16 protein-coding genes, 1 tRNA gene and 1 other annotated feature are annotated in these 20191 nt (G+C 44.7%); all 17 genes read left to right on the plus strand.

Annotation, left to right across the window (positions count from 1 at the left end):
* The first annotated feature begins 93 nt into the window (after nucleotides 1-93).
* A complete protein-coding gene (locus J7I80_RS12520; protein WP_214738694.1) occupies nucleotides 94-1164 on the plus strand; it encodes a GerMN domain-containing protein in 1071 nt (356 codons plus the stop codon).
* A 124-nt stretch (nucleotides 1165-1288) separates the two neighbouring features.
* On the plus strand, nucleotides 1289-2044 hold the full coding sequence (rph, locus tag J7I80_RS12525) for a ribonuclease PH (protein WP_214738695.1): 756 nt from the start codon (nucleotides 1289-1291) through the stop codon (nucleotides 2042-2044).
* Between the two features lie 13 nt (nucleotides 2045-2057).
* Nucleotides 2058-2663 (plus strand): XTP/dITP diphosphatase, encoded by a 606-nt coding sequence (locus tag J7I80_RS12530; RefSeq protein WP_214738696.1) that lies wholly within the window; start codon nucleotides 2058-2060, stop codon nucleotides 2661-2663.
* On the plus strand, nucleotides 2656-3180 hold the full coding sequence (locus J7I80_RS12535; protein WP_214738697.1) for a metallophosphoesterase: 525 nt from the start codon (nucleotides 2656-2658) through the stop codon (nucleotides 3178-3180). Before J7I80_RS12530 ends, J7I80_RS12535 begins: the two co-directional genes overlap by 8 nt.
* 121 nt (nucleotides 3181-3301) lie before the next feature.
* Nucleotides 3302-3378: transfer RNA gene (locus tag J7I80_RS12540), tRNA-Arg, on the plus strand.
* A 374-nt stretch (nucleotides 3379-3752) separates the two neighbouring features.
* The gene (gene ilvE, locus J7I80_RS12545; protein ID WP_214738698.1) at nucleotides 3753-4655 is read left to right on the plus strand and encodes a branched-chain-amino-acid transaminase; all 903 of its coding nucleotides are present in this window, start codon (nucleotides 3753-3755) and stop codon (nucleotides 4653-4655) included.
* Nucleotides 4656-4681: 26 nt separating this feature from the next.
* Nucleotides 4682-4935: a binding site (T-box leader), on the plus strand.
* 82 nt (nucleotides 4936-5017) lie between these two features.
* Nucleotides 5018-6727, plus strand: coding sequence for an acetolactate synthase large subunit (gene ilvB / locus J7I80_RS12550; protein WP_214738699.1), 1710 nt, complete (start codon nucleotides 5018-5020; stop codon nucleotides 6725-6727).
* A complete protein-coding gene (gene ilvN / locus J7I80_RS12555; protein WP_192471479.1) occupies nucleotides 6724-7239 on the plus strand; it encodes an acetolactate synthase small subunit in 516 nt (171 codons plus the stop codon). Before ilvB ends, ilvN begins: the two co-directional genes overlap by 4 nt.
* Before the next feature lie 143 nt (nucleotides 7240-7382).
* Nucleotides 7383-8405 (plus strand): ketol-acid reductoisomerase, encoded by a 1023-nt coding sequence (gene ilvC, locus J7I80_RS12560; RefSeq protein ID WP_214738700.1) that lies wholly within the window; start codon nucleotides 7383-7385, stop codon nucleotides 8403-8405.
* The gene (locus J7I80_RS12565) at nucleotides 8392-9930 is read left to right on the plus strand and encodes a 2-isopropylmalate synthase (protein ID WP_214738701.1); all 1539 of its coding nucleotides are present in this window, start codon (nucleotides 8392-8394) and stop codon (nucleotides 9928-9930) included. The genes ilvC and J7I80_RS12565 overlap by 14 nt, the downstream gene beginning before the upstream one ends.
* A gap of 32 nt (nucleotides 9931-9962) precedes the next feature.
* Nucleotides 9963-11075, plus strand: a complete 1113-nt coding sequence (gene leuB / locus J7I80_RS12570; RefSeq protein WP_214738702.1) for a 3-isopropylmalate dehydrogenase — start codon at nucleotides 9963-9965, stop codon at nucleotides 11073-11075.
* A 72-nt stretch (nucleotides 11076-11147) separates the two neighbouring features.
* The gene (leuC, locus tag J7I80_RS12575) at nucleotides 11148-12557 is read left to right on the plus strand and encodes a 3-isopropylmalate dehydratase large subunit (RefSeq protein ID WP_214738703.1); all 1410 of its coding nucleotides are present in this window, start codon (nucleotides 11148-11150) and stop codon (nucleotides 12555-12557) included.
* A 307-nt stretch (nucleotides 12558-12864) separates the two neighbouring features.
* Nucleotides 12865-13461, plus strand: a complete 597-nt coding sequence (leuD, locus tag J7I80_RS12580; RefSeq protein ID WP_214738704.1) for a 3-isopropylmalate dehydratase small subunit — start codon at nucleotides 12865-12867, stop codon at nucleotides 13459-13461.
* A 146-nt stretch (nucleotides 13462-13607) separates the two neighbouring features.
* Nucleotides 13608-14630 carry a tetratricopeptide repeat protein gene (locus tag J7I80_RS12585; protein ID WP_214738705.1) on the plus strand — a complete coding sequence of 341 codons (1023 nt, stop codon included), beginning with the start codon at nucleotides 13608-13610 and terminating at the stop codon, nucleotides 14628-14630.
* Between the two features lie 157 nt (nucleotides 14631-14787).
* Nucleotides 14788-16077, plus strand: a complete 1290-nt coding sequence (gene tig / locus J7I80_RS12590; RefSeq protein WP_214738706.1) for a trigger factor — start codon at nucleotides 14788-14790, stop codon at nucleotides 16075-16077.
* A 333-nt stretch (nucleotides 16078-16410) separates the two neighbouring features.
* Complete coding sequence (gene clpX / locus J7I80_RS12595) at nucleotides 16411-17673, plus strand: ATP-dependent protease ATP-binding subunit ClpX (protein ID WP_214738707.1); 1263 nt, start codon at nucleotides 16411-16413, stop codon at nucleotides 17671-17673.
* A gap of 443 nt (nucleotides 17674-18116) precedes the next feature.
* The gene (gene lonB, locus J7I80_RS12600; protein ID WP_214738708.1) at nucleotides 18117-19784 is read left to right on the plus strand and encodes an ATP-dependent protease LonB; all 1668 of its coding nucleotides are present in this window, start codon (nucleotides 18117-18119) and stop codon (nucleotides 19782-19784) included.
* Nucleotides 19785-20191 lie beyond the last annotated feature (407 nt).

The following is a 20191-nucleotide window of genomic DNA, read 5'->3' on the forward strand; positions in this document are numbered from 1 at the left end:
TTCGATTTTAATTCAAAAAACTTCTCAAAGGCGGTCTAAAATATCCAGAGGCTCGTATACATATTAGTACAAACTGTCTTTGGAGGGATTTATATGTCAAAAAATAAAAAGGCTGTGGTCGTTACAGCTGCTACATTGGCAACTACGGTATTCCTATCAGGCTGCGGGCTGTTCGGGGGCGAGGAAAAGAAAAAGATCGATCCTCCCCAGGATGTCACGTTCATGGAAGAGGGGGAAGCTCTTGATGAAAATGTTTCTACAGAAACAACGGAGGATGGTAAAGAAGCGGTTGAAACATCCATCCAGACAGAATTGTATTTGATCGATAAAAATGGCTATGTAGTCTCACAGACAATGGATCTTCCGAAAACAGAAAGTGTCGCCAAGCAGGCACTGGAATACCTTGTTGCAAATGGGCCAGTCGAGCAAATGCTTCCAAATGGCTTTAGGGCCGTCCTTCCAGCTGATACACAAATGACAGTGAACATTAAAGATGGGACGGCAACTGTTGATTTTTCAAAGGAATTCGGATCCTATAAAAAAGAGGATGAGAAAAGAATTCTTCAGGCTGTGACATGGACGCTCACACAGTTTGATACCGTTGATGAAGTGAAGCTTCAGATGAATGGCACCCCTCTTGAAGCGATGCCTGTAGGCGGCACTCCTATCGGGGGAGAGTTGAGCCGTGCGGATGGCATCAATACTGACAATACCGATGTAGTGGATATCACAAACACGAAAGCGGTCACTGTATATTATATTGGCGGCGAGGAAGGCGCATATTATTATGTTCCAGTAACAAAACGCGTCAGCAATGATATGAAAGATAACATTACTGCAATCGTCAACGAGCTTGTTGAAGGGCCGGCGTATGCATCCAATCTACTGTCGGATTTCCAGTCGGGTGTAAAGCTGCTTGACGCACCTAAGGTTGAGGATGGCAAGGTGACATTGAACTTCAATGAATCCATTTACGGCAGCTTTGAAGAAAAAATGGTGTCTGAACACCTGCTGAATTCCCTTGTGCTGTCACTGACAGAACAGACAGGTGTTGAGAGTGTGGCCCTTACGGTTAACGGAAAGGCAGATATCCTTACAGAATCCGGGGAAAAACTGGCTGAGCCGGTTACAAGGCCTGAAAAAGTAAACACAGGTAGTTTTTAATAGCCAGATTTTGATATACTAATTAAAGACATTCAAAGAGGCAGGCGTATTTCCTGCCTCTTATTTATATTGTGGTTACCGGGCAGGCTGCCTGCTTTTTATCATGCTAAGGAGGATATTTATCATGCGATTTGATGGGCGTGAACCATTGCAATTAAGACCAATACATATTGAAACGGATTACCTTAAGCATCCAGAAGGCTCTGTGCTGATCTCTGTTGGAGATACGAAAGTGATTTGTACTGCCAGCATCGAGGACCGCGTTCCTCCGTTCATGAGGGGCGAAGGAAAAGGATGGATTACGGCAGAATACTCTATGCTGCCGCGCGCTACAGAGCAGAGAAATATTCGTGAGGCTGCAAAAGGGAAGATATCCGGAAGAACGATGGAAATCCAGCGTTTGATCGGGAGAGCTTTGCGTGCAGTAGTCAATCTTGAGGCTATTGGCGAGCGTACTGTTTGGGTTGATTGCGATGTCATCCAGGCGGATGGGGGCACTCGTACTGCTTCAATCACAGGAGCATTTGTTGCGATGGCTATGGCCCTTGAGAAGCTGAGCAAGCAAAAGAAGCTGTCTGCTTTTCCTGTGACTGACTTTCTTGCTGCGACGAGTGTCGGCGTCCTGAAGAACGGTGAGGTAGTTGTTGATTTGAATTATGTCGAGGATTCTGCTGCCCATGTCGACATGAATGTTGTCATGACAGGAAATGGAGAATTCGTTGAGCTGCAGGGTACTGGAGAAGAAGCTACTTTTTCATACAGCCAGCTGCAAGACCTTTTAAAGGCCGCACAAGATGGAATCACAGAACTGTTCGAAAAACAAAAGGAAGCTCTGGGAGTAGAATTGACGGCCAAAATTGCGGACGGAAAACAGAGATAGGGGAGTTCTCAAAATGGATTCAGTCATTATCGCGACAAAAAATAAAGGAAAAGCGAAGGAATTCGAGAAACTTTTTTTGCCAAAAGGGCTGGCGGTTAAAACTTTGCTCGATTACCCAGAGCTTGATGATGTAGAGGAAACAGGGACAACTTTTGAAGAGAACGCGATTTTAAAAGCTGAGGCAATCGCTAATATTCTTGGAGGCAAAGTGATTGCAGACGATTCAGGGCTTGAGATCGACGCATTGGAGGGACGGCCGGGTGTGTATTCGGCACGTTACGCAGGTCCTGAGAAAAATGATGAAAACAACATCGACAAAGTTCTCGATGAACTTCAGGATGTGCCAGAAAGTGAGCGCACCGCAAGATTCTGCTGTGCACTCGCAATGGCGGAGCCAGGGAAGGAAACAGTGACTGTATTCGGTACATGTGAAGGCAGAATCCTTAATGAACGACGCGGTACCAACGGTTTTGGCTATGATCCCATTTTCTTCGCAGAAACAAAGGGGAAAGCTATGGCCGAATTGGCATCAGACGAAAAAAACAAAATCAGCCACCGGGCTAATGCGATCAGAAAACTGGACGATCTTCTTAAAGAGCGAGAGGAACGCCATGAGTAGGGTGCTGATTGTCAGTGACAGCCACGGGTCAACAGAGGTGCTAGAGGGAATTGAAAAGCTGCATGGCAATGATGTGGAATTGATGATCCACTGCGGTGACTCAGAGCTATCTGAAGATGATGCTGCTATTAAGAATTTCAAATCGGTGAAGGGAAATTGCGATTTTTATGGCCATTTTCCTGATGATGAAATCCATGTGATTAAGGGCGTGAAAATTTTTGTGACACATGGGCACCTATACTCAGTGAAGTCTACACTCGTAAATTTGTACTATAAGGCAAAAGAACTAGAGGCTGATGTCGTGTGCTTTGGGCATTCCCATTTGCTGGGAGCAGAAATGGTAGACGATGTACTGTTCATTAATCCGGGAAGCATCAGGCTTCCACGCGGCAGGTCTGAAAAGAGCTATGCCCTCCTGGAGCTGATAGACAAAAAAGCGGTAGTGCGGATCTATGACTATGGAAATGGTGAGGTGTCAGAGTTAAGGCAGGAGTTTTCACTTCACAAAACAAGTTAAAACTACTATAATGATTTTCTGAGGGGAGTCAGCTGGTTTCCCTCAGAAAAAAGTTTTGATTTTTTATTGACATTTAGTTATTTGGCTAATATAATAAATCTTGTCTTTAAAAAACAACCAAGTCCCAGTAGCTCAGTTGGATAGAGCATACGCCTTCTAAGCGTACGGTCGGGAGTTCGAATCTCTCCTGGGACGCCATTTAAACTACATACCTTAACTCACCTTATTGAAGGTGAGTTTTTTTTATGTCCTATAGTTCTTACTCGCTCTCGAAAATTGAAGTCCATTATAGGGGCTAGCTAAAAAAAAATAAATTTATTTAAATGTGAATATATCAACAATGTAAGCGTATACAAATAAATTAACTAATCTAAATTATCAAATAATTTAGAAAAAGGGTGTTGACGAGTGTGAAAATTGGGCGTAAGATAATCCTCAAATAAAAAAAACAAGTTGAATGCAACTAAAGCGAGTCATAGTTTTATATTAATTTTTGAATAATGTAAAACTGTATTTTTTTAACCTGTAAATTTAATAATTTAAAGCGTCTATTCGTTAAAGGAGTGTTTATTGTGCCCGATCAGTGGATCTACTTAAACGGTGAATTTGTCACCAAGGAAAATGCTAAGGTTTCGGTATATGATCATGGATTTCTATACGGAGACGGTATTTTTGAAGGGATACGGGTATACAGCGGCAATATTTTCAGGATGGAAGAACACATGGACCGCCTTTACCGGTCAGCCAAGTCCATTATGCTGAACATGCCACACTCTAAGGAGGAGTTCACCGGACTGGTTGTTGAAACGGTCGAACGGAATCAATTGAGAGATGCTTATATCCGCATTGTCGTTTCCAGAGGTGTAGGGGACCTTGGGTTGGATCCCTATAAGTGTCCGAAAGTGAATGTCGTCATCATTGTGGAGCCCCTGGCTATTTTTCCAAAGGAATTGTATGAACGGGGACTGGAAATTGTAACTGTCGCGACAAGAAGAAATCGTCCCGATGTGTTAAGTCCTAAAGTAAAATCTCTGAATTATTTGAATAATGTTCTTGTGAAAATCGAAGCTCATCTGGCAAATGTAAGTGAAGCACTTATGCTGAATGACCAGGGCTATGTTGCCGAAGGCTCCGCGGATAATATTTTTATCGTGAGAGGAAACACCTTCCTCACACCGCCAGGGTATGTAGGAGCGCTAGAAGGAATCACCAGAAATGCGGTAATTGATATCGCCAAAAATCTGGGCTATGAGATTAAGGAGGAACCATTCACCCGCCATGATGTATACACGGCTGACGAGGTATTCCTTACCGGGACTGCAGCAGAAGTCATAGCAGTCGTCAAAGTAGATGGAAGAGTCATCGGCGATGGAGTACCAGGTGAGCATACACAAAACATCCTGCGTGAGTTCAGGGCAAGAGTGGTTGAAGAAGGAATCCAGGTCTATCCGGAAAAAGCCCATCAAGTCAGTTGATATGAATAATAGTCTAATTGAATATGGATAAAGCGAAGACAGGGACAAGTAATTTATTGCGATCAGCATGCACAGAGAGCCGGGATTGCTGGGAAACGGCGATGCCGCGATAAATGAACTCACCCTGGAGCGCCAGTTCGAAAGGAAACCTAGTAAAACTGGTCGAGTGCCCTGCACTTGTTATCAAAACCGGCAGCTGAAGCTGTCACGAGTGCACGCATCATGCGTGAATAAGGGTGGTACCGTGGAATAAGGAGATAAAGCCTATTCCATCCCTTTGCCTGGCATACCTGGCATATGGAGATGGAGTGGGCTTTTTTATTTTGAAAAAAACTGTGAGTTCACAATGGGAGGTTCGATAAATGGAAGCTGCCTTGAAGGAAACAAAGGCTAAAACGAGTGAAGTAAGCGGTGCGGATATGCTGCTTAAAGCCCTGGAAAAGGAAAACGTCGAAGTCATTTTCGGCTACCCGGGAGGGGCTGTCCTTCCGATTTACGACAAACTCTATGATTCTAACATTCTTCATGTTTTGCCAAGGCATGAACAGGGAGGGATCCACGCGGCGGAAGGATACGCGAGAATCAGCGGGAAACCTGGAGTAGTAATCGCGACTTCCGGTCCCGGAGCGACCAATATTATTACCGGCATTGCTGATGCCATGATGGACTCATTGCCGCTGGTCGTCTTTACGGGCCAGGTTGCGACAGGAGTGATTGGTACAGACGCCTTCCAGGAAGCAGACATCCTTGGTATCACGACTCCTATTACGAAATACAATTATCAGATTCGGGATATCAAAGATATCCCCAGAATCATCAAGGAAGCATTTTATATAGCGACAAGCGGAAGGCCCGGACCAGTCGTCATAGATTTTCCAAAAGACATGGCAGCAGGCGTATCGGCAGTACCAGCTGAGGAGGAAATCCACCTTCCAGGCTATCAGCCGACAGTGGAGCCGAATTTCCTTCAAGTAAGAAAACTGTCCGAAGCTGTCAGCAAGGCAAAAAGGCCGGTCATTCTCGCTGGGGCAGGTGTCCTTCACGCGAAGGCTTCGAATCTTTTAAAAGAATACGCAGAACAGCAGAACCTTCATGTTGTCCACACGTTACTGGGGTTAGGAGGCTTTCCGGCAGCACATGACTTATTCCTTGGGATGGCTGGGATGCATGGCTGTTATACAGCAAATATGGCGCTATATAATTGTGACCTGCTGATCAATATTGGAGCAAGATTCGATGACCGGCTGACTGGAAATTTGAAGCATTTCGCTCCGAAAGCAGCTGTTGCCCATATCGATATCGACCCGGCAGAAATCGGCAAAAATGTGCCAACGCAAATCCCTGTTGTCGGTGATGCAGGAGAGGCGTTAAGACAGTTGTTAAAGCTGGAAGGCAGGCCTCCACTCCAGGAAGAATGGGTGGAAACACTCGCAGCCTGGAAGGAGGATCATCCTTATCATTACGAAGATAGTGAAGTGCTAAAACCGCAAAAGGTTATGGAACTCCTATATGAAAAAACGGCGGGTGAAGCGATTGTCGTAACCGATGTTGGCCAGCATCAAATGTGGGCAGCACAATATTATCAGCTCCAGCAAGCGGATCGATGGGTGACCTCCGGAGGACTCGGAACAATGGGATTTGGCCTGCCTGCAAGCATTGGAGCCCAACTGGCAGATCCATCTGCCTGTGTTGTCGCCGTTCTCGGAGATGGCGGCTTCCAGATGTCAACACAGGAGCTGGCCGTCATTGCTGAATTCCAGCTGCCGATCAAAATAGCGATTTTCAATAATAAGGCGCTTGGGATGGTCAGACAATGGCAGGAAATTTTCTATAAAGAAAGATATTCCCACAGTAAAAATCCGGTACAGCCATCTTTTGTAAAACTGGCTGAGGCCTATGGCATTAAAGGGTTTGAAATCCACTCGGAGGAAGAAGCACATTTAATTCTGGATCAGGTCCTGCATGACAAAGAGCCGGTGCTGCTCGATTTCAGGGTCGATGGAGCTGAAAATGTCTACCCGATGATTGCGCCCGGGAAAGGAATCCACGAAATGGTGGGAGTGAAGAAATGAAAAGAATCATAACGATGACGGTATTGAACCGGCCAGGAGTACTGAACAGGATCACGAATTTATTCTCGAAGAGGAACTACAATATTGAAAGCATCTCGGTAGGCCTTACCGAGCAGGAGGGAGTTTCGAGGATTACCTGTGTTGTCCATGTGGAGAATGACGGGATGGTCGAACAAATCACGAAACAGCTTAATAAACAGATTGATGTCCTTAAGGTGGCAGATATCAGTGACCAGGCAATTGTCGCCCGCGAGCTGATTCTCATGAAGGTCCCAGTTCTGCCGCACAACCGGGCAGAAATCTACTCGATCATTGAACCATTCCGGGCGTCGGTGATCGACGTCAGCAAGGATAGCATCATCATCCAACTGACAGGCGAAACAGAAAAAATTGAGGCATTTATCGATTTGATTAAACCATACGGAATCAGAGAATTGGCCCGTACCGGAACGACAGCATTCCCTAGGGGGAACCAGCGGACCGGGCAGCAAAAAACATTTTCATTTGTTTGATAGGGATCTTTCGTTAGCTTGTTGTTCACTCAATCAAGCGATAAACAGAAGTTATTTCATTCAAGAATTGATTCGAAAAGCAACACTCAAGAAGAAACCGATTAAAAATACACTAATTTTTTATCCGGAAAGGGAGAGTAAATATGGCGAAAATGTACTATAACGGTGATGCAAATGAGGCTTATTTTAATGGGAAAACAGTGGCAGTAGTTGGTTATGGATCACAGGGGCATGCCCATGCACAGAATCTTCGAGACAGTGGTGTTGAGGTTGTCATTGGTTTAAGACAAGGGAAGTCATGGGAGAAGGCGGAGCAGGATGGCTTTGAAGTTAAAACAGTTGCTGAAGCTGTAGCATCATCAGATGTGGTCATGATTCTTCTGCCGGATGAGCGGCAGACTGCGGTGTACAAAAATGAGATCGAACCTCAGCTGACAGGCCAGGCGCTTATGTTTGCCCACGGCTTTAACGTCCATTTTAACCAGATTGTCCCGCCGGAAAGCTGTGATGTTTTGCTAGTAGCTCCAAAGGGTCCTGGGCATTTGGTCAGAAGGACTTATCAAGAAGGAGCGGGTGTGCCGGCACTGTTCGCGATCCATCAGGATGTATCGGGGACTGCAAGGGAACTTGCGCTTGCTTACGCGAAAGCGATCGGTGCATTGAGGGCCGGGGCGCTTGAAACAACCTTCAAGGAAGAAACCGAAACGGATCTATTTGGAGAACAGGCAGTGTTATGCGGCGGTTTGACCTCGCTCGTGAAATCAGGCTTCGAAACACTTGTCGAAGCAGGATATCAGCCGGAACTGGCTTATTTCGAAACGATGCATGAGCTGAAGCTGATCGTGGACTTGATGTATGAAGGCGGACTCGAAGGAATGCGTTATTCGATTTCGGACACAGCTCAATGGGGCGACTTTGTCAGCGGGCCGAGAGTGGTCAACGACCAGGTTAAAGAGGAAATGAAAAGAGTTCTGAAAGACATCCAGGAAGGAACTTTCGCAAAAGGCTGGATTGAGGAAAATGAAAACGACAGACCGGTCTTCAACGCCATCAATGAAAAAGAAAACCGTCACCAGATCGAAGAGGTAGGAAGAGAATTAAGAAAGATGATGCCGTTTGTCAACAAACAAAAGCAGAGAGAAGTGGCTGCCAGTGCGAAGAATTAAAATATTTGATACGACTTTGAGGGACGGGGAACAGTCAGCAGGGGTCAATCTGAATTTTTCCGAAAAGCTGGAGATTGCCAGGCAATTAGAGAGGTTGAATGTTGACATTATTGAAGCGGGATTCCCAGCCGCATCTAAAGGAGACTTTGCTTCCGTAGCTGAAATAGCCCGCCAGATCAAAGGATGTTCGGTTACAGGGCTGGCAAGGTCGGTTACAACAGATATCGACGCTGCCTGGGAAGCATTGAAGCATGGAGCCGAACCAAGGCTACACCTGTTCATCGCCACTTCGCCGATCCACAGGATCCATAAGCTGAAGCAGACAAAAGCTGAGGTCATCGAAACGGCAGTAAGAACCGTAAAGTATGCGGCAGCCAAGTTTCCTGTCATTCAATGGTCTGCTGAGGATGCCTGTCGGACCGAGCTTGATTTCCTTGCTGAAATTGTAGAAGAGGTGATTAAAGCCGGTGCAAAGGTCATCAATATTCCTGACACTGTCGGTTATATTTCGCCGCAGGAGTATGGCCGAATTTTCACTTACTTGCGAGAGCATGTTCCTTCTATTAGTAAGGTCGAACTATCAGCACATTGTCATGATGACCTTGGAATGTCGATCGCCAACTCACTTGCAGCTGTATCCGCAGGAGCCACACAGGTTGAAGGAACGATCAATGGGATAGGGGAGCGGGCAGGAAATGCAGCACTCGAAGAATTTGCGGTTGCCCTTCATATCCGCAAAGACTTTTACCAGGCGGAAACTGGATTGAATCTTAAGGAAATCAGCAGAACGAGCAGCCTTGTCAGTAAGTTGACCGGTATGGCGGTACCAGCCAATAAAGCCGTGGTCGGAAGGAATGCCTTTGCCCATGAATCGGGAATCCACCAGGATGGGGTTTTAAAGGAGAAAACGACCTACGAAATCATATCTCCGGAACTTGTTGGATTACAGAATAACTCGATGGTCCTCGGAAAGCATTCCGGCCGCCACGCGTTCCGCAATAGATTGAATGAGATCGGGCTTACGGTTCCTGAGCAGGACATCAATAAGTTATTTTCTGTTTTCAAGGAACTTGCGGACAGGAAAAAGGAAATGACAGATGATGATCTCGTGGCCATCATCCTGGAAGAGAACCTGTCAAAAGAACAGCAATATTACCGTCTTGATTCCATTCAGGTCCAATATGGGACCAACCAGGTGCCAACTGCGACAGTCACCCTTTATGGCTGCCAAAATGAAAAGATCCAGGAAGCGTCCACAGGCTCTGGCAGTATTGAAGCTTTATATAATACGCTTGAAAATTGCATGGAAGAAAAGGCTAGCTTGCTAGATTACAGGATTCAATCTGTTGGAGCTGGCAGGGATGCCCTGGCGCAGGTATATGTAAAGCTGGAATTTGGCGGTGTCGAGACAAGTGGAAGAGGCCTCGCACAGGATGTCCTTGAAGCTTCGGCAAAGGCCTACTTAAATGCAGTCAATAGAGTTCTATATATGGAAGAAACGAAGAAAGTCGCAGTCAGCGGTTAAAAAATATGATTAAGAAATCGGAGGCGAAGGTAATGGAAAAAAGGATCGCAATCCTGCCAGGAGATGGCGTCGGGAAAGAAGTAAGCAGGGGGGCGGTTACGATCCTCCAGGCAGTTGCTGAGCTATTTAACCATAAGTTCCATTTTACTTATGGAGAAATCGGCGGGGCAGCAATCGATGAATTTGGAACGCCGCTGCCGGAGCATACACTAGACCTCTGCAAGTCCAGTGATGCTGTCCTGTTAGGTGCAGTGGGCGGGCCTAAATGGGATCGGATGCCTGGCCATATTCGCCCGGAAAAAGGACTGTTGAAAATCCGGAAAGAGCTCGGTTTGTATGCGAATGTCCGTCCGGTTCAATATTACTCCAGTATTTCCGGGATCTCGCCACTGCGCAAGGATGTTGTTGAAGGGGTTGACATGGTCGTGGTCAGGGAGTTGACGGGCGGGCTCTATTTTGGGAAGCCAAGTGAGAGATCTGTCCAGAAAGGCGAGGCCTCTGTAGTTGATACATTGTTTTACCAGAAAAACGAGATGGAGAGAGTCATCCGCTACGCATTTGAACTGGCTGCCATGAGAAAAGGCAAAGTCACTTCTGTGGATAAAGCGAATGTTCTGGAATCGAGCCGAATGTGGCGTGAAACAGCGGAAGAGGTTGCCAGGGATTTTCCAGATGTCCAGCTTGACCATATGCTGGTCGATAATGCGGCGATGCAGCTGATCAAGAATCCGCGCCAGTTCGATGTACTTGTCACAGAGAATATGTTTGGGGATATTTTAAGCGATGAAGCCTCCGTACTGACCGGATCGCTGGGCATGCTGCCGTCAGCAAGTGTTTCGGCTGCAGGGCCATATCTATATGAGCCAATCCACGGTTCTGCACCGGATATTGCTGGTATGAACGCGGCCAATCCGATCGCGATGATCCTGTCTGCCGCGATGATGCTGCGGCTGTCCTTTGGCCTTGAAGAAGAAGCGGAGGCAATCGAGAATGCGGTAGAGCAGGTGCTTGATGCTGGCAGCAGAACCCGGGATATTGCCGTATTTGGCACACCTTTTTTAACAACTGAAGGGATGGTCGAGGAAATCAAAGCCGCATTGCTGGACAATGAAGCGATCCTGAATATCATGGGTGCTTACGCATAAAGCAGGAATTTAAAGAATCAGGCAGTTTGCATAGAAGAGATGAAAAGTGATTTGAAAAAGGGGAGGGTATTTTTGGGGAAAACGATTATCGAAAAAATTTGGGAGAAGCATATAGTGCGTCGGGAGGAAGGCAAACCAGACCTTATGTATATTGACCTCCATCTTGTTCACGAGGTAACCTCCCCGCAGGCTTTTTCGGGACTAAGGCAGAAAAAACGGTCTGTCCGACGGCCGGATTTGACGTTTGCGACCATGGACCATAATGTACCAACAGTTAACCGGCGTGAGATCACTGACCCTGTTGCGAAAACCCAGATGGATACCTTAAGGGAGAATTGCCTTGAATTCGGCATAGCACTGGCTGACCTTGACAGTCCTGAGCAGGGCATCGTCCATGTCATCGGGCCTGAATTGGGATTGACACAGCCTGGGATGACAATTGTTTGCGGGGACAGCCATACTTCTACGCATGGTGCGTTCGGAGCCCTCGCATTCGGAATTGGCACCAGTGAGGTTGAACATGTGCTGGCAACTCAAACACTATGGCAGACGAAGCCTAAGACACTGAAAGTTGAGGTGTCCGGTACTCTTGCACCGGGAGTGAGCGCAAAGGATCTCATCCTGTTCATTATCAGCAAGCATGGAGTCAATTTCGGTACCGGTTACGTGATCGAATTTTGCGGCGAGTCCATTAAGATGATGTCCATGGAGGAAAGGATGACTATCTGCAATATGTCCATTGAAGGAGGAGCCAAGGCTTCCCTCGTGGCACCTGATGAAAAAACCTTCGCTTATCTGAATGGAAGGAAATATGTAGCACAGGGAGATGCCTTCCTAGATAAGATCCTTGAATGGCAGCAGCTCAGCTCAGATGATGATGCAGAGTATGACCATACCATCACGATAGATGGCGATGCCATATCACCAATGGTCAGTTGGGGTACAAACCCGTCAATGACTGCTCCGGTAACAGACAGAGTGCCTTATCTGGCAGAATGTGAGACTGAGGCAGAAAGGAAGTCCGTGCAAAGAGCGTTTGATTATATGGGGTTGGCGGAAGGCCAGTTAATTACAGATATTAATGTAACGAAAGTCTTTATCGGCTCCTGCACCAATTCAAGGCTAGAGGATCTCAGGGCAGCGGCTGACATCGTCAAAGGTAAAAAAGTGGCCGTTGGAGTTGAAGCGATTGTCGTCCCTGGTTCGCAGCAGGTCAAGAAGGCGGCAGAAGCAGAAGGTATCGCCCAGGTTTTTATCGAAGCAGGATTTGAATGGCGGGAATCCGGGTGCAGCATGTGCCTGAGTATGAACGCAGATATTGTACCGGCAGGCGAGCACTGTGCTTCCACTTCAAACCGGAATTTTGAGGGCAGACAGGGAGCCGGAGCGCGCACCCATTTAGTCAGTCCCGCAATGGCAGCAGCTGCCGCACTTCATGGGCATTTTGTCGATGTCAGGTCGATGGCTGGCATTACCGTTTAACTTCATCTTTTACCAAAATAAGGACGAAGGGGCAATTACTCGTATTGAATGGGCAATTAATGTGATTCTTGGATTAATTAATGTTTTGAATGGGGTAATTATCAGTTAGTTTGGGGCGAATATCTTCGTTGATTAAGAGAATAATTTTTCCAGTTAAAAATACAGACGTAAAACTGACCCGAAAACGTAAATTTCGGGTCATTTCACTACCTATTTGCTGGAGTTTGCTACGCAAAACATATATTTAACTACCACTTTGCTGAATATTGTGTTTTAAAAACATATTTTTCAATGAAAGGAGCTTAAAATGACCAGATTTACAGAAATGAAGGGAAAAGTCGCTGCGATGGACCGGACAAATGTTGACACTGACCAGATCATTCCGAAGCAATTCCTTAAGAAAATCGAAAAGACGGGGTTTGGGCAGTATTTGTTTTACGATTGGCGCTATAAAACAAACGGTGAGCTCAATGAAGACTTTGAGCTCAATCATCTGGATAACGAAGGAACATCCATTTTAATTGCCAATGAGAATTTCGGCTGCGGTTCATCCAGGGAGCATGCGCCATGGGCATTGCTGGATTACGGATTTAAGGTTTTGATCGCTCCATCATTTGCGGATATTTTTAAACAGAATTGCCTGAAAAACGGAATTCTCCCAATCGAACTGCCAGATAAAGACGTTACCTATTTGCTTACGAAAGCAAGCGGGCAGCAATATGAACTGAATGTTTCGCTGGAACAGAAAGTGGTTTATGACAACGAGGGGTTCAAAGCAGGATTTGATATCTCTCCCTATTGGTATAACATGCTCCTCAATGGCTGGGATGAAATCGAACTAACGCTCCAGCTTGAAGACAGTATCAGAGAATATGAGAATAAGCATATAGAAAAAGTAATCTAACTTATAAAAAATGGTTGATTCACAGGCATAGCTTGTGAATCTTTTTGTTTTTTCAAGGATTCGTGCTAAACTTTCTAAAAAAGCTGAACTCAAATAAAAAAATGGAATTAATAGAGTGAACTATTAAAAAGTAAGGCGGTATGTGTATGAAAAAACGGGAATCAAATGAGGATAATGTGATCCTGTTTCCCGGTCTGGAAAAGCGTCTGTTGGAGAAGGGCCTCGATTATTTAAAACAGCGAAAGTACAGGGATGCGATTCAGTTTCTTGAGCAGGCTTTGGAGCATGACCCTGAGAACAGTGATGTATACGTTGGCCTTGCTCTTTCTAATTATGAAGCAGGCAATACCCATCAGGCCAAGGAAATTGTGGCGGAGATGCTCCGGAGCGGAATGGGTGATTACATACAAGTGATTGACATGTATCTAATGATCCTTGTCCAGTTGAATCAATACAAAGAAGTTGTTGCGACTATCGAAGCCCTTCTTGAGGAACGGGAAATCCCGGCGGACAAGCATGAACATTTCATCACTATGCTTGAATTTGGGAAGCGGATGCTGAATGGCGAAACAGAAATGGAGCCCATTGAGAGTTTTGAAGAAGAGCCTGAAGAGGAAGAGCTTAATCTGTTTGACTATAAGAGTCCGAACGATCAGGTAATGGTTGCTGCTGAACTTGCGAAGGTAAACATACGACCCTATATTGAAAAAATCAAGGAATATGTCGTATCAGGAGAAGGCCATCCCTTTTTAAAAACGATGCTTCTTAATATATTGAAAGAACAAGAGTATGTAGAAGAAACTCTGGTGCGTAAATTCGATTGGGAAGAATCGTTCAATCCAGCAGGTATACCCGAACTTAAGGAATACATCGAGAACAGCGGTGTCATCCAACTTTTAAGCCGCGAGATTGAAAGTGATGATCCTGTTTTATTTGAAAATGTTCAAAGGCTGGTCGAACGATACCTCTTTTTGGTTTATCCTTTCGAACTGCCAATCGGACAGGCTTCAGCCTGGGCTGCTGCCTGCCATTTCATCGCGAATGAGTACTATGGATTTGAAGATCCGCTCGAGTCATTTGCTGAAATATACCATAGCGAGGCCGAGGCGGCAGAACAGGTTTTGGACTTTATCCGGAAGCTAGAAGAAATTTCTTACCCGATAATATAGTCCAGGCTGTTGAAACGAAATAATCCTGTGTTATAATGTAGTGGTTGTATTATGTAAAAATCATTCTATTTTACATTTAATCTGGAATATTGCTTGGTAAACAAGAGTATTCATCGTCGAATGAAAATGACAATAGATTATTGTTGGAGGGAACTATATGTCTGCAAAGGTAGAAAAAAGAGAAGGGAACCAAACGGTTCTAACAATTGAAGTAGATGCAGAAAAGGTCAATAAAGGTCTTGACGCTGCATTCCAGAAAGTCGTTAAGCAAATTAACGTACCAGGATTCCGTAAAGGGAAAATGCCTCGCCAAATGTTCGAAAAGCGTTTCGGCGTAGAGTCTTTATATCAGGATGCAATTGATATCCTTCTTCCAGAAGCATATGCAAATGCAATCGACGAAACTGGTATCGAGCCAGTTGACCGCCCGGAAATCGATGTAGAACAAATCGAAAAGGGCAAGAGCTTGATCATCAAGGCAACTGTAACAGTTAAGCCTGAAGTTAAGCTTGGCGAGTACAAAGGACTTGAAGTAGAAGCATTCGACACAAACGTAACAGATGAAGAAGTTGAAAATGAATTAAAAGCAATGCAGGAAAAGCAGGCTGAGCTTGTTGTTAAAGAAGAAGGCACTGCTGAAAATGGCGACAATGTTGTCATCGATTTTGAAGGATTCGTTGATGGCGAAGCTTTTGAAGGCGGCAAAGCTGAAAACTATGCACTTGAACTTGGTTCAGGTTCATTCATCCCTGGCTTCGAAGAACAGCTAGTTGGAACAGCTACTGGCGAAGAAAAAGATGTAGAGGTTACTTTCCCTGAAGAGTACCATGCAGCTGAACTTGCTGGTAAGCCTGCAACTTTCAAAGTGAAAGTTCACGAAATCAAAGGAAAAGAACTTCCAGCTTTAGATGATGAGTTCGCTAAAGATGCTGACGAAGAAGTTGAAACTTTGGAAGAGCTTAAGACAAAGATCAAAGATCGTCTGGCTCACGACAAAGCACACCAGAAGGAACACTTCGAACGTGACACTGTTGTAGAAAAAGCAGCAGCTAACGCAGAAATCGATGTTCCTCAATCAATGATTGATACTGAAATCGACCGCATGGTTAACGAATTCGAACAGCGCCTTCAAATGCAAGGCATGAACCTTGACCTGTACTACCAGTTCTCTGGACAGGACGAAGCTGCTCTTCGCGAACAAATGAAAGAAGAAGCTGCTACACGCGTACGTGTGAACCTGACTCTTGAAGCAATTGCAAAAGCTGAAAACATCGAAGTTACTGATGAAGAAGTAAGTGCAGAGCTTCAAAAGATGTCTGAAATGTACAATATGACTGCTGACCAAATCCAAGCAGCACTAGGCGGAAGCCTTGACGGAATCAAAGGCGACCTTCAATTGAAAAAAGCAGTTGATTTCCTTGTAGAAAACAGCAAAACTGTTGCATAATAGAATCAGGATATAATATAGAAACAAGGCGCGAGTAAATCGTGCCTTGTTTTCTACAATTAGCACCATATACATACATAATTTTTTAAGCAATTTGCTCTAAGTCGATTTAATGGCTTGATTTATGGTTAAGATGAGTTAGTACATATTTTTTTCGATTCATAAGCGCGAAACTGAAATGGCCGAGGGTTATTATTTCCTGTACCCTGGCAAAATGTGATACAATGCAATACATACCTGCTCGACAGCAGCAGAAAAACTGTTACTTAACTGATCGTTTGCTTATGAATCGCAGCTTTATATATGTTTAGAAGTTCTCAAGGGGTGAAGGCATTGTTCAAATTTAATGATGAAAAAGGACAGCTCAAATGTTCTTTCTGCGGTAAGACGCAGGATCAAGTCCGCAAATTGGTAGCAGGGCCAGGCGTCTATATCTGTGACGAGTGTATAGAATTATGCACGGAAATCGTTGAAGAAGAACTTGGCACTGAAGAAGAAGTTGAGTTTAAGGATGTTCCAAAACCACTGGAAATCCGCGATATTCTTAATGAGTATGTAATTGGGCAGGACCAGGCGAAGAAGAATCTGTCTGTAGCCGTTTACAATCACTATAAGCGTATCAACTCAAACAGCAAAATCGATGATGTTGAACTTTCAAAGAGTAATATTGCGATGATCGGGCCTACAGGAAGCGGTAAAACTTTACTTGCCCAGACTCTGGCGCGAATTCTCAATGTACCGTTCGCAATCGCTGATGCAACATCACTGACAGAAGCAGGTTATGTTGGTGAGGACGTTGAAAACATCCTCCTAAAATTGATCCAATCAGCTGATTATGATGTAGAAAAGGCTGAAAAAGGGATCATTTACATCGATGAAATCGATAAAATCGCCAGAAAATCCGAAAACCCTTCTATTACTAGAGATGTTTCCGGTGAAGGTGTACAGCAGGCACTTCTGAAAATTCTTGAAGGTACAGTTGCAAGCGTACCGCCACAAGGTGGACGAAAGCACCCTCATCAGGAATTCATCCAGATCGATACGACGAATATCCTGTTCATTTGCGGCGGAGCATTCGACGGTATCGAGCAAATCATCAAACGCCGCCTTGGCCAAAAAGTAATTGGCTTTGGCTCTGAAAAGAAAGAGGAAGATCTAGACAAGAAGGAACTGCTTTCAAAAGTGCTTCCTGAAGATTTGCTGAAATTCGGTTTGATCCCTGAATTCATCGGCCGTCTTCCGGTAATTGCCAGCTTGACTCCGCTTGATGAAGAAGCGCTAGTCGAAATCCTGACAAAACCGAAGAACGCACTAGTAAAACAGTATCAAAAGATGCTTGAACTGGATGATGTCGAGCTTGATTTCGAAGACGACGCACTGATTGAAATTGCCAAAAAAGCAATTGAGCGCAAGACAGGTGCCCGCGGACTTCGTTCAATCATCGAAGGCATCATGCTGGATGTCATGTTCGACCTTCCTTCACGTGATGACATTGTTAAATGCATCATCACAAAGGAAACAATCGAAAACAACATGCCGCCAAAGCTCGTGTTAGAGGACGGTACAGTCCTTAAAGACGAAAGAAATTCAGCTTAATACGCATAAATCCCGGTGAATTTTTCACCGGGATTTTTTATTAGACTCTGAAATTGAGATTGGTGTGGGAAAACAGGGAGAACTTAAGACAGGTTTGATGTTAAAAGAGGAAAAGCTGTCAGAAGTAAGAGTAACTTAAGACAGGTTTGGTGTTGAAAGAGAAAAAGCTGTCAAAAGAAAGGGCAACTTAAGACAGGTTTGATGTTAAAAGAGGAAAAGCTGTCAAAAGAAAGGTCAACTCAAGACAGGTTTGGTATTAAATGAGGATAAGCTGTCAGAACCAGGTCAAATCTTTGTTCATGTTGGCAGAAAGTTCATTAATTCCTTATCAAAATATAGTCTTTACAGGTGGGAAAATTCACTTGAAAATATTGTTTATTCCAACACTGTCAGGGGGATACTAGGTTAAAGCCAATAGTATCAACTTACGGGAGGGAATATAATTGAGTTGGACCGGAATCGCCTTGTTCATACAGCTGTTTTTCGGAATCATCATCGGGCTGTATTTCTGGAATTTACTTAAGAATCAGCGGACTCAAAAAGTGTCAATCGATCGGGAATCACGAAAGGAAATGGAACAGTTAAGGAAGATGAGATCGGTCTCCCTGAGTGAACCGCTAGCTGAAAAAGTCAGACCATCAAGCTTCAAGGACATTGTCGGACAAGAAGATGGAATCAAGGCACTAAAAGCTGCCTTATGTGGACCTAATCCGCAGCATGTCATCATCTATGGTCCGCCGGGAGTAGGGAAAACCGCTGCGGCCAGGCTCGTGTTGGAGGAAGCAAAGCAAAACCAAAAATCCCCCTTCAAGAAATCTTCAGTATTCGTTGAGCTGGATGCTACGACGGCGAGGTTTGATGAGAGAGGAATCGCTGACCCACTGATTGGTTCCGTTCATGACCCGATTTATCAAGGGGCCGGAGCGATGGGCCAGGCAGGTATTCCTCAGCCAAAACAAGGAGCTGTTACCAATGCTCATGGCGGAGTATTGTTCATTGATGAAATTGGAGAGTTACATTCAATCCAAATGAACAAACTATTGAAAGTATTAGAAGACAGGAAAGTGTTCTTAGAGAGTGCATATTATAATGAAGAAAACACGCAAATCCCGAGCCATATCCACGACATCTTCAAAAATGGGCTCCCGGCAGACTTCCGCCTTGTAGGAGCGACGACAAGAACTCCAAGTGAGATCCCTCCGGCAATCAGGTCGAGATGCATGGAAGTATTTTTCCGTGAGCTAACCCAAGAGGAAATTTCTGAAGTAGCCAGGAATGCTGCTGAAAAAGTAGAACTGACTATGAGTGATAAAGCGATTGAAATCTTGTCAAACTATGCACGGAATGGGCGCGAAGCCGTTAATATGGTACAGATTGCCGCAGGATTGGCCATAACAGATGAACGTACCTACATTAAAGAGGAAGAAATCGAATGGGTGGTGCATTCAAGCCAGCTGACACCAAGGATGGAAAGAAGGATCAATGAAAAGTCAGCAGTTGGTCTTGTCAATGGGCTGGCTGTCTATGGACCAAATACAGGTGCACTTCTTGAAATCGAAGTGACGGTCATTAAAGCAAAAGAAAAAGGCTCCATCAATATCACTGGCATCGTCGATGAAGAAAGCATCGGCGGACAGGGGAAATCAATACGCAGAAAAAGTATGGCACGAGGGTCAATTGAAAATGTCATCACAGTTCTCCGGTCTATGGGTGTTCCAGCTGATGAATTCGACATCCATGTCAACTTCCCTGGCGGTACCCCAATCGACGGCCCATCTGCCGGGATTGCAATGGCGACGGGAATTTATTCAGCCATCTATAAAATCCCAATGGACAATACTGTCGCAATGACAGGAGAAATCAGCATCCATGGGAATGTGAAGCCGATTGGCGGTGTTTATCCAAAAGTGAAAGCAGCGAAAAAGGCGGGTGCCAAGAAGGTAATTATTCCGCAGGAAAATGTTCAGACCATCCTAAATGAAATCACTGATATAGAGATTATTCCAGTCACCCACCTGAACGAAGTCTTTGAAATTGCTCTTGTAAAAGATCATCCGAGAGAGCAGATTATTAAGGCAGCCGATGAACTGACGCAAAAAGAGACGAGCTAATAACGCGAAAAAGAACGCTTGCCGGCGTTCTTTTTTTAGGCTTTTTTCGAAACAGTGTTTACATGCATCAATGAGCCTTTTTGAATTATCCCGGTAGCAGCTATGAATCAATTCAGCAAGAGCCTTCATAACTTCCATCAATAGTTCAAATAGCAACTTACGAAGAAAAGCGGGTTTATTTTTCCCTGGAAAAGGAAAGAGGGTGTAATAGAGGTTACCATGTTGAAGTTGCTGCTACCACAAATGAGATACCGTTTGCTTTTAAAAGTAACTTCAGATGTAGACATATTTTCGCATAAATATCAGGATACTAATCAATGACACAAAACGATGCTAAGTGCTCTTGTTATTAGACACCTGAAAATAAATACGATAGAATTGAACAACAAAGTATTTTATACTTATGG

Origin of the sequence: Bacillus sp. ISL-41 (genome assembly GCF_018613235.1) — a bacterium.
In the GTDB taxonomy this organism is placed as follows: domain Bacteria; phylum Bacillota; class Bacilli; order Bacillales; family Cytobacillaceae; genus Mesobacillus.

Excerpts from the sequence above, each read along its gene's own strand:
- J7I80_RS12520 (WP_214738694.1), top strand. The coding sequence starts at position 94 with ATGTCAAAAAATAAAAAGGCTGTGGTCGTTACAGCTGCTACATTGGCA.
- rph (WP_214738695.1), top strand. The coding sequence starts at position 1,289 with ATGCGATTTGATGGGCGTGAACCATTGCAATTAAGACCAATACATATT.
- J7I80_RS12530 (WP_214738696.1), top strand. The coding sequence starts at position 2,058 with ATGGATTCAGTCATTATCGCGACAAAAAATAAAGGAAAAGCGAAGGAA.
- J7I80_RS12535 (WP_214738697.1), top strand. The coding sequence starts at position 2,656 with ATGAGTAGGGTGCTGATTGTCAGTGACAGCCACGGGTCAACAGAGGTG.
- ilvB (WP_214738699.1), top strand. The coding sequence starts at position 5,018 with ATGGAAGCTGCCTTGAAGGAAACAAAGGCTAAAACGAGTGAAGTAAGC.
- ilvN (WP_192471479.1), top strand. The coding sequence starts at position 6,724 with ATGAAAAGAATCATAACGATGACGGTATTGAACCGGCCAGGAGTACTG.
- ilvC (WP_214738700.1), top strand. The coding sequence starts at position 7,383 with ATGGCGAAAATGTACTATAACGGTGATGCAAATGAGGCTTATTTTAAT.
- leuB (WP_214738702.1), top strand. The coding sequence starts at position 9,963 with ATGGAAAAAAGGATCGCAATCCTGCCAGGAGATGGCGTCGGGAAAGAA.
- leuD (WP_214738704.1), top strand. The coding sequence starts at position 12,865 with ATGACCAGATTTACAGAAATGAAGGGAAAAGTCGCTGCGATGGACCGG.
- J7I80_RS12585 (WP_214738705.1), top strand. The coding sequence starts at position 13,608 with ATGAAAAAACGGGAATCAAATGAGGATAATGTGATCCTGTTTCCCGGT.
- tig (WP_214738706.1), top strand. The coding sequence starts at position 14,788 with ATGTCTGCAAAGGTAGAAAAAAGAGAAGGGAACCAAACGGTTCTAACA.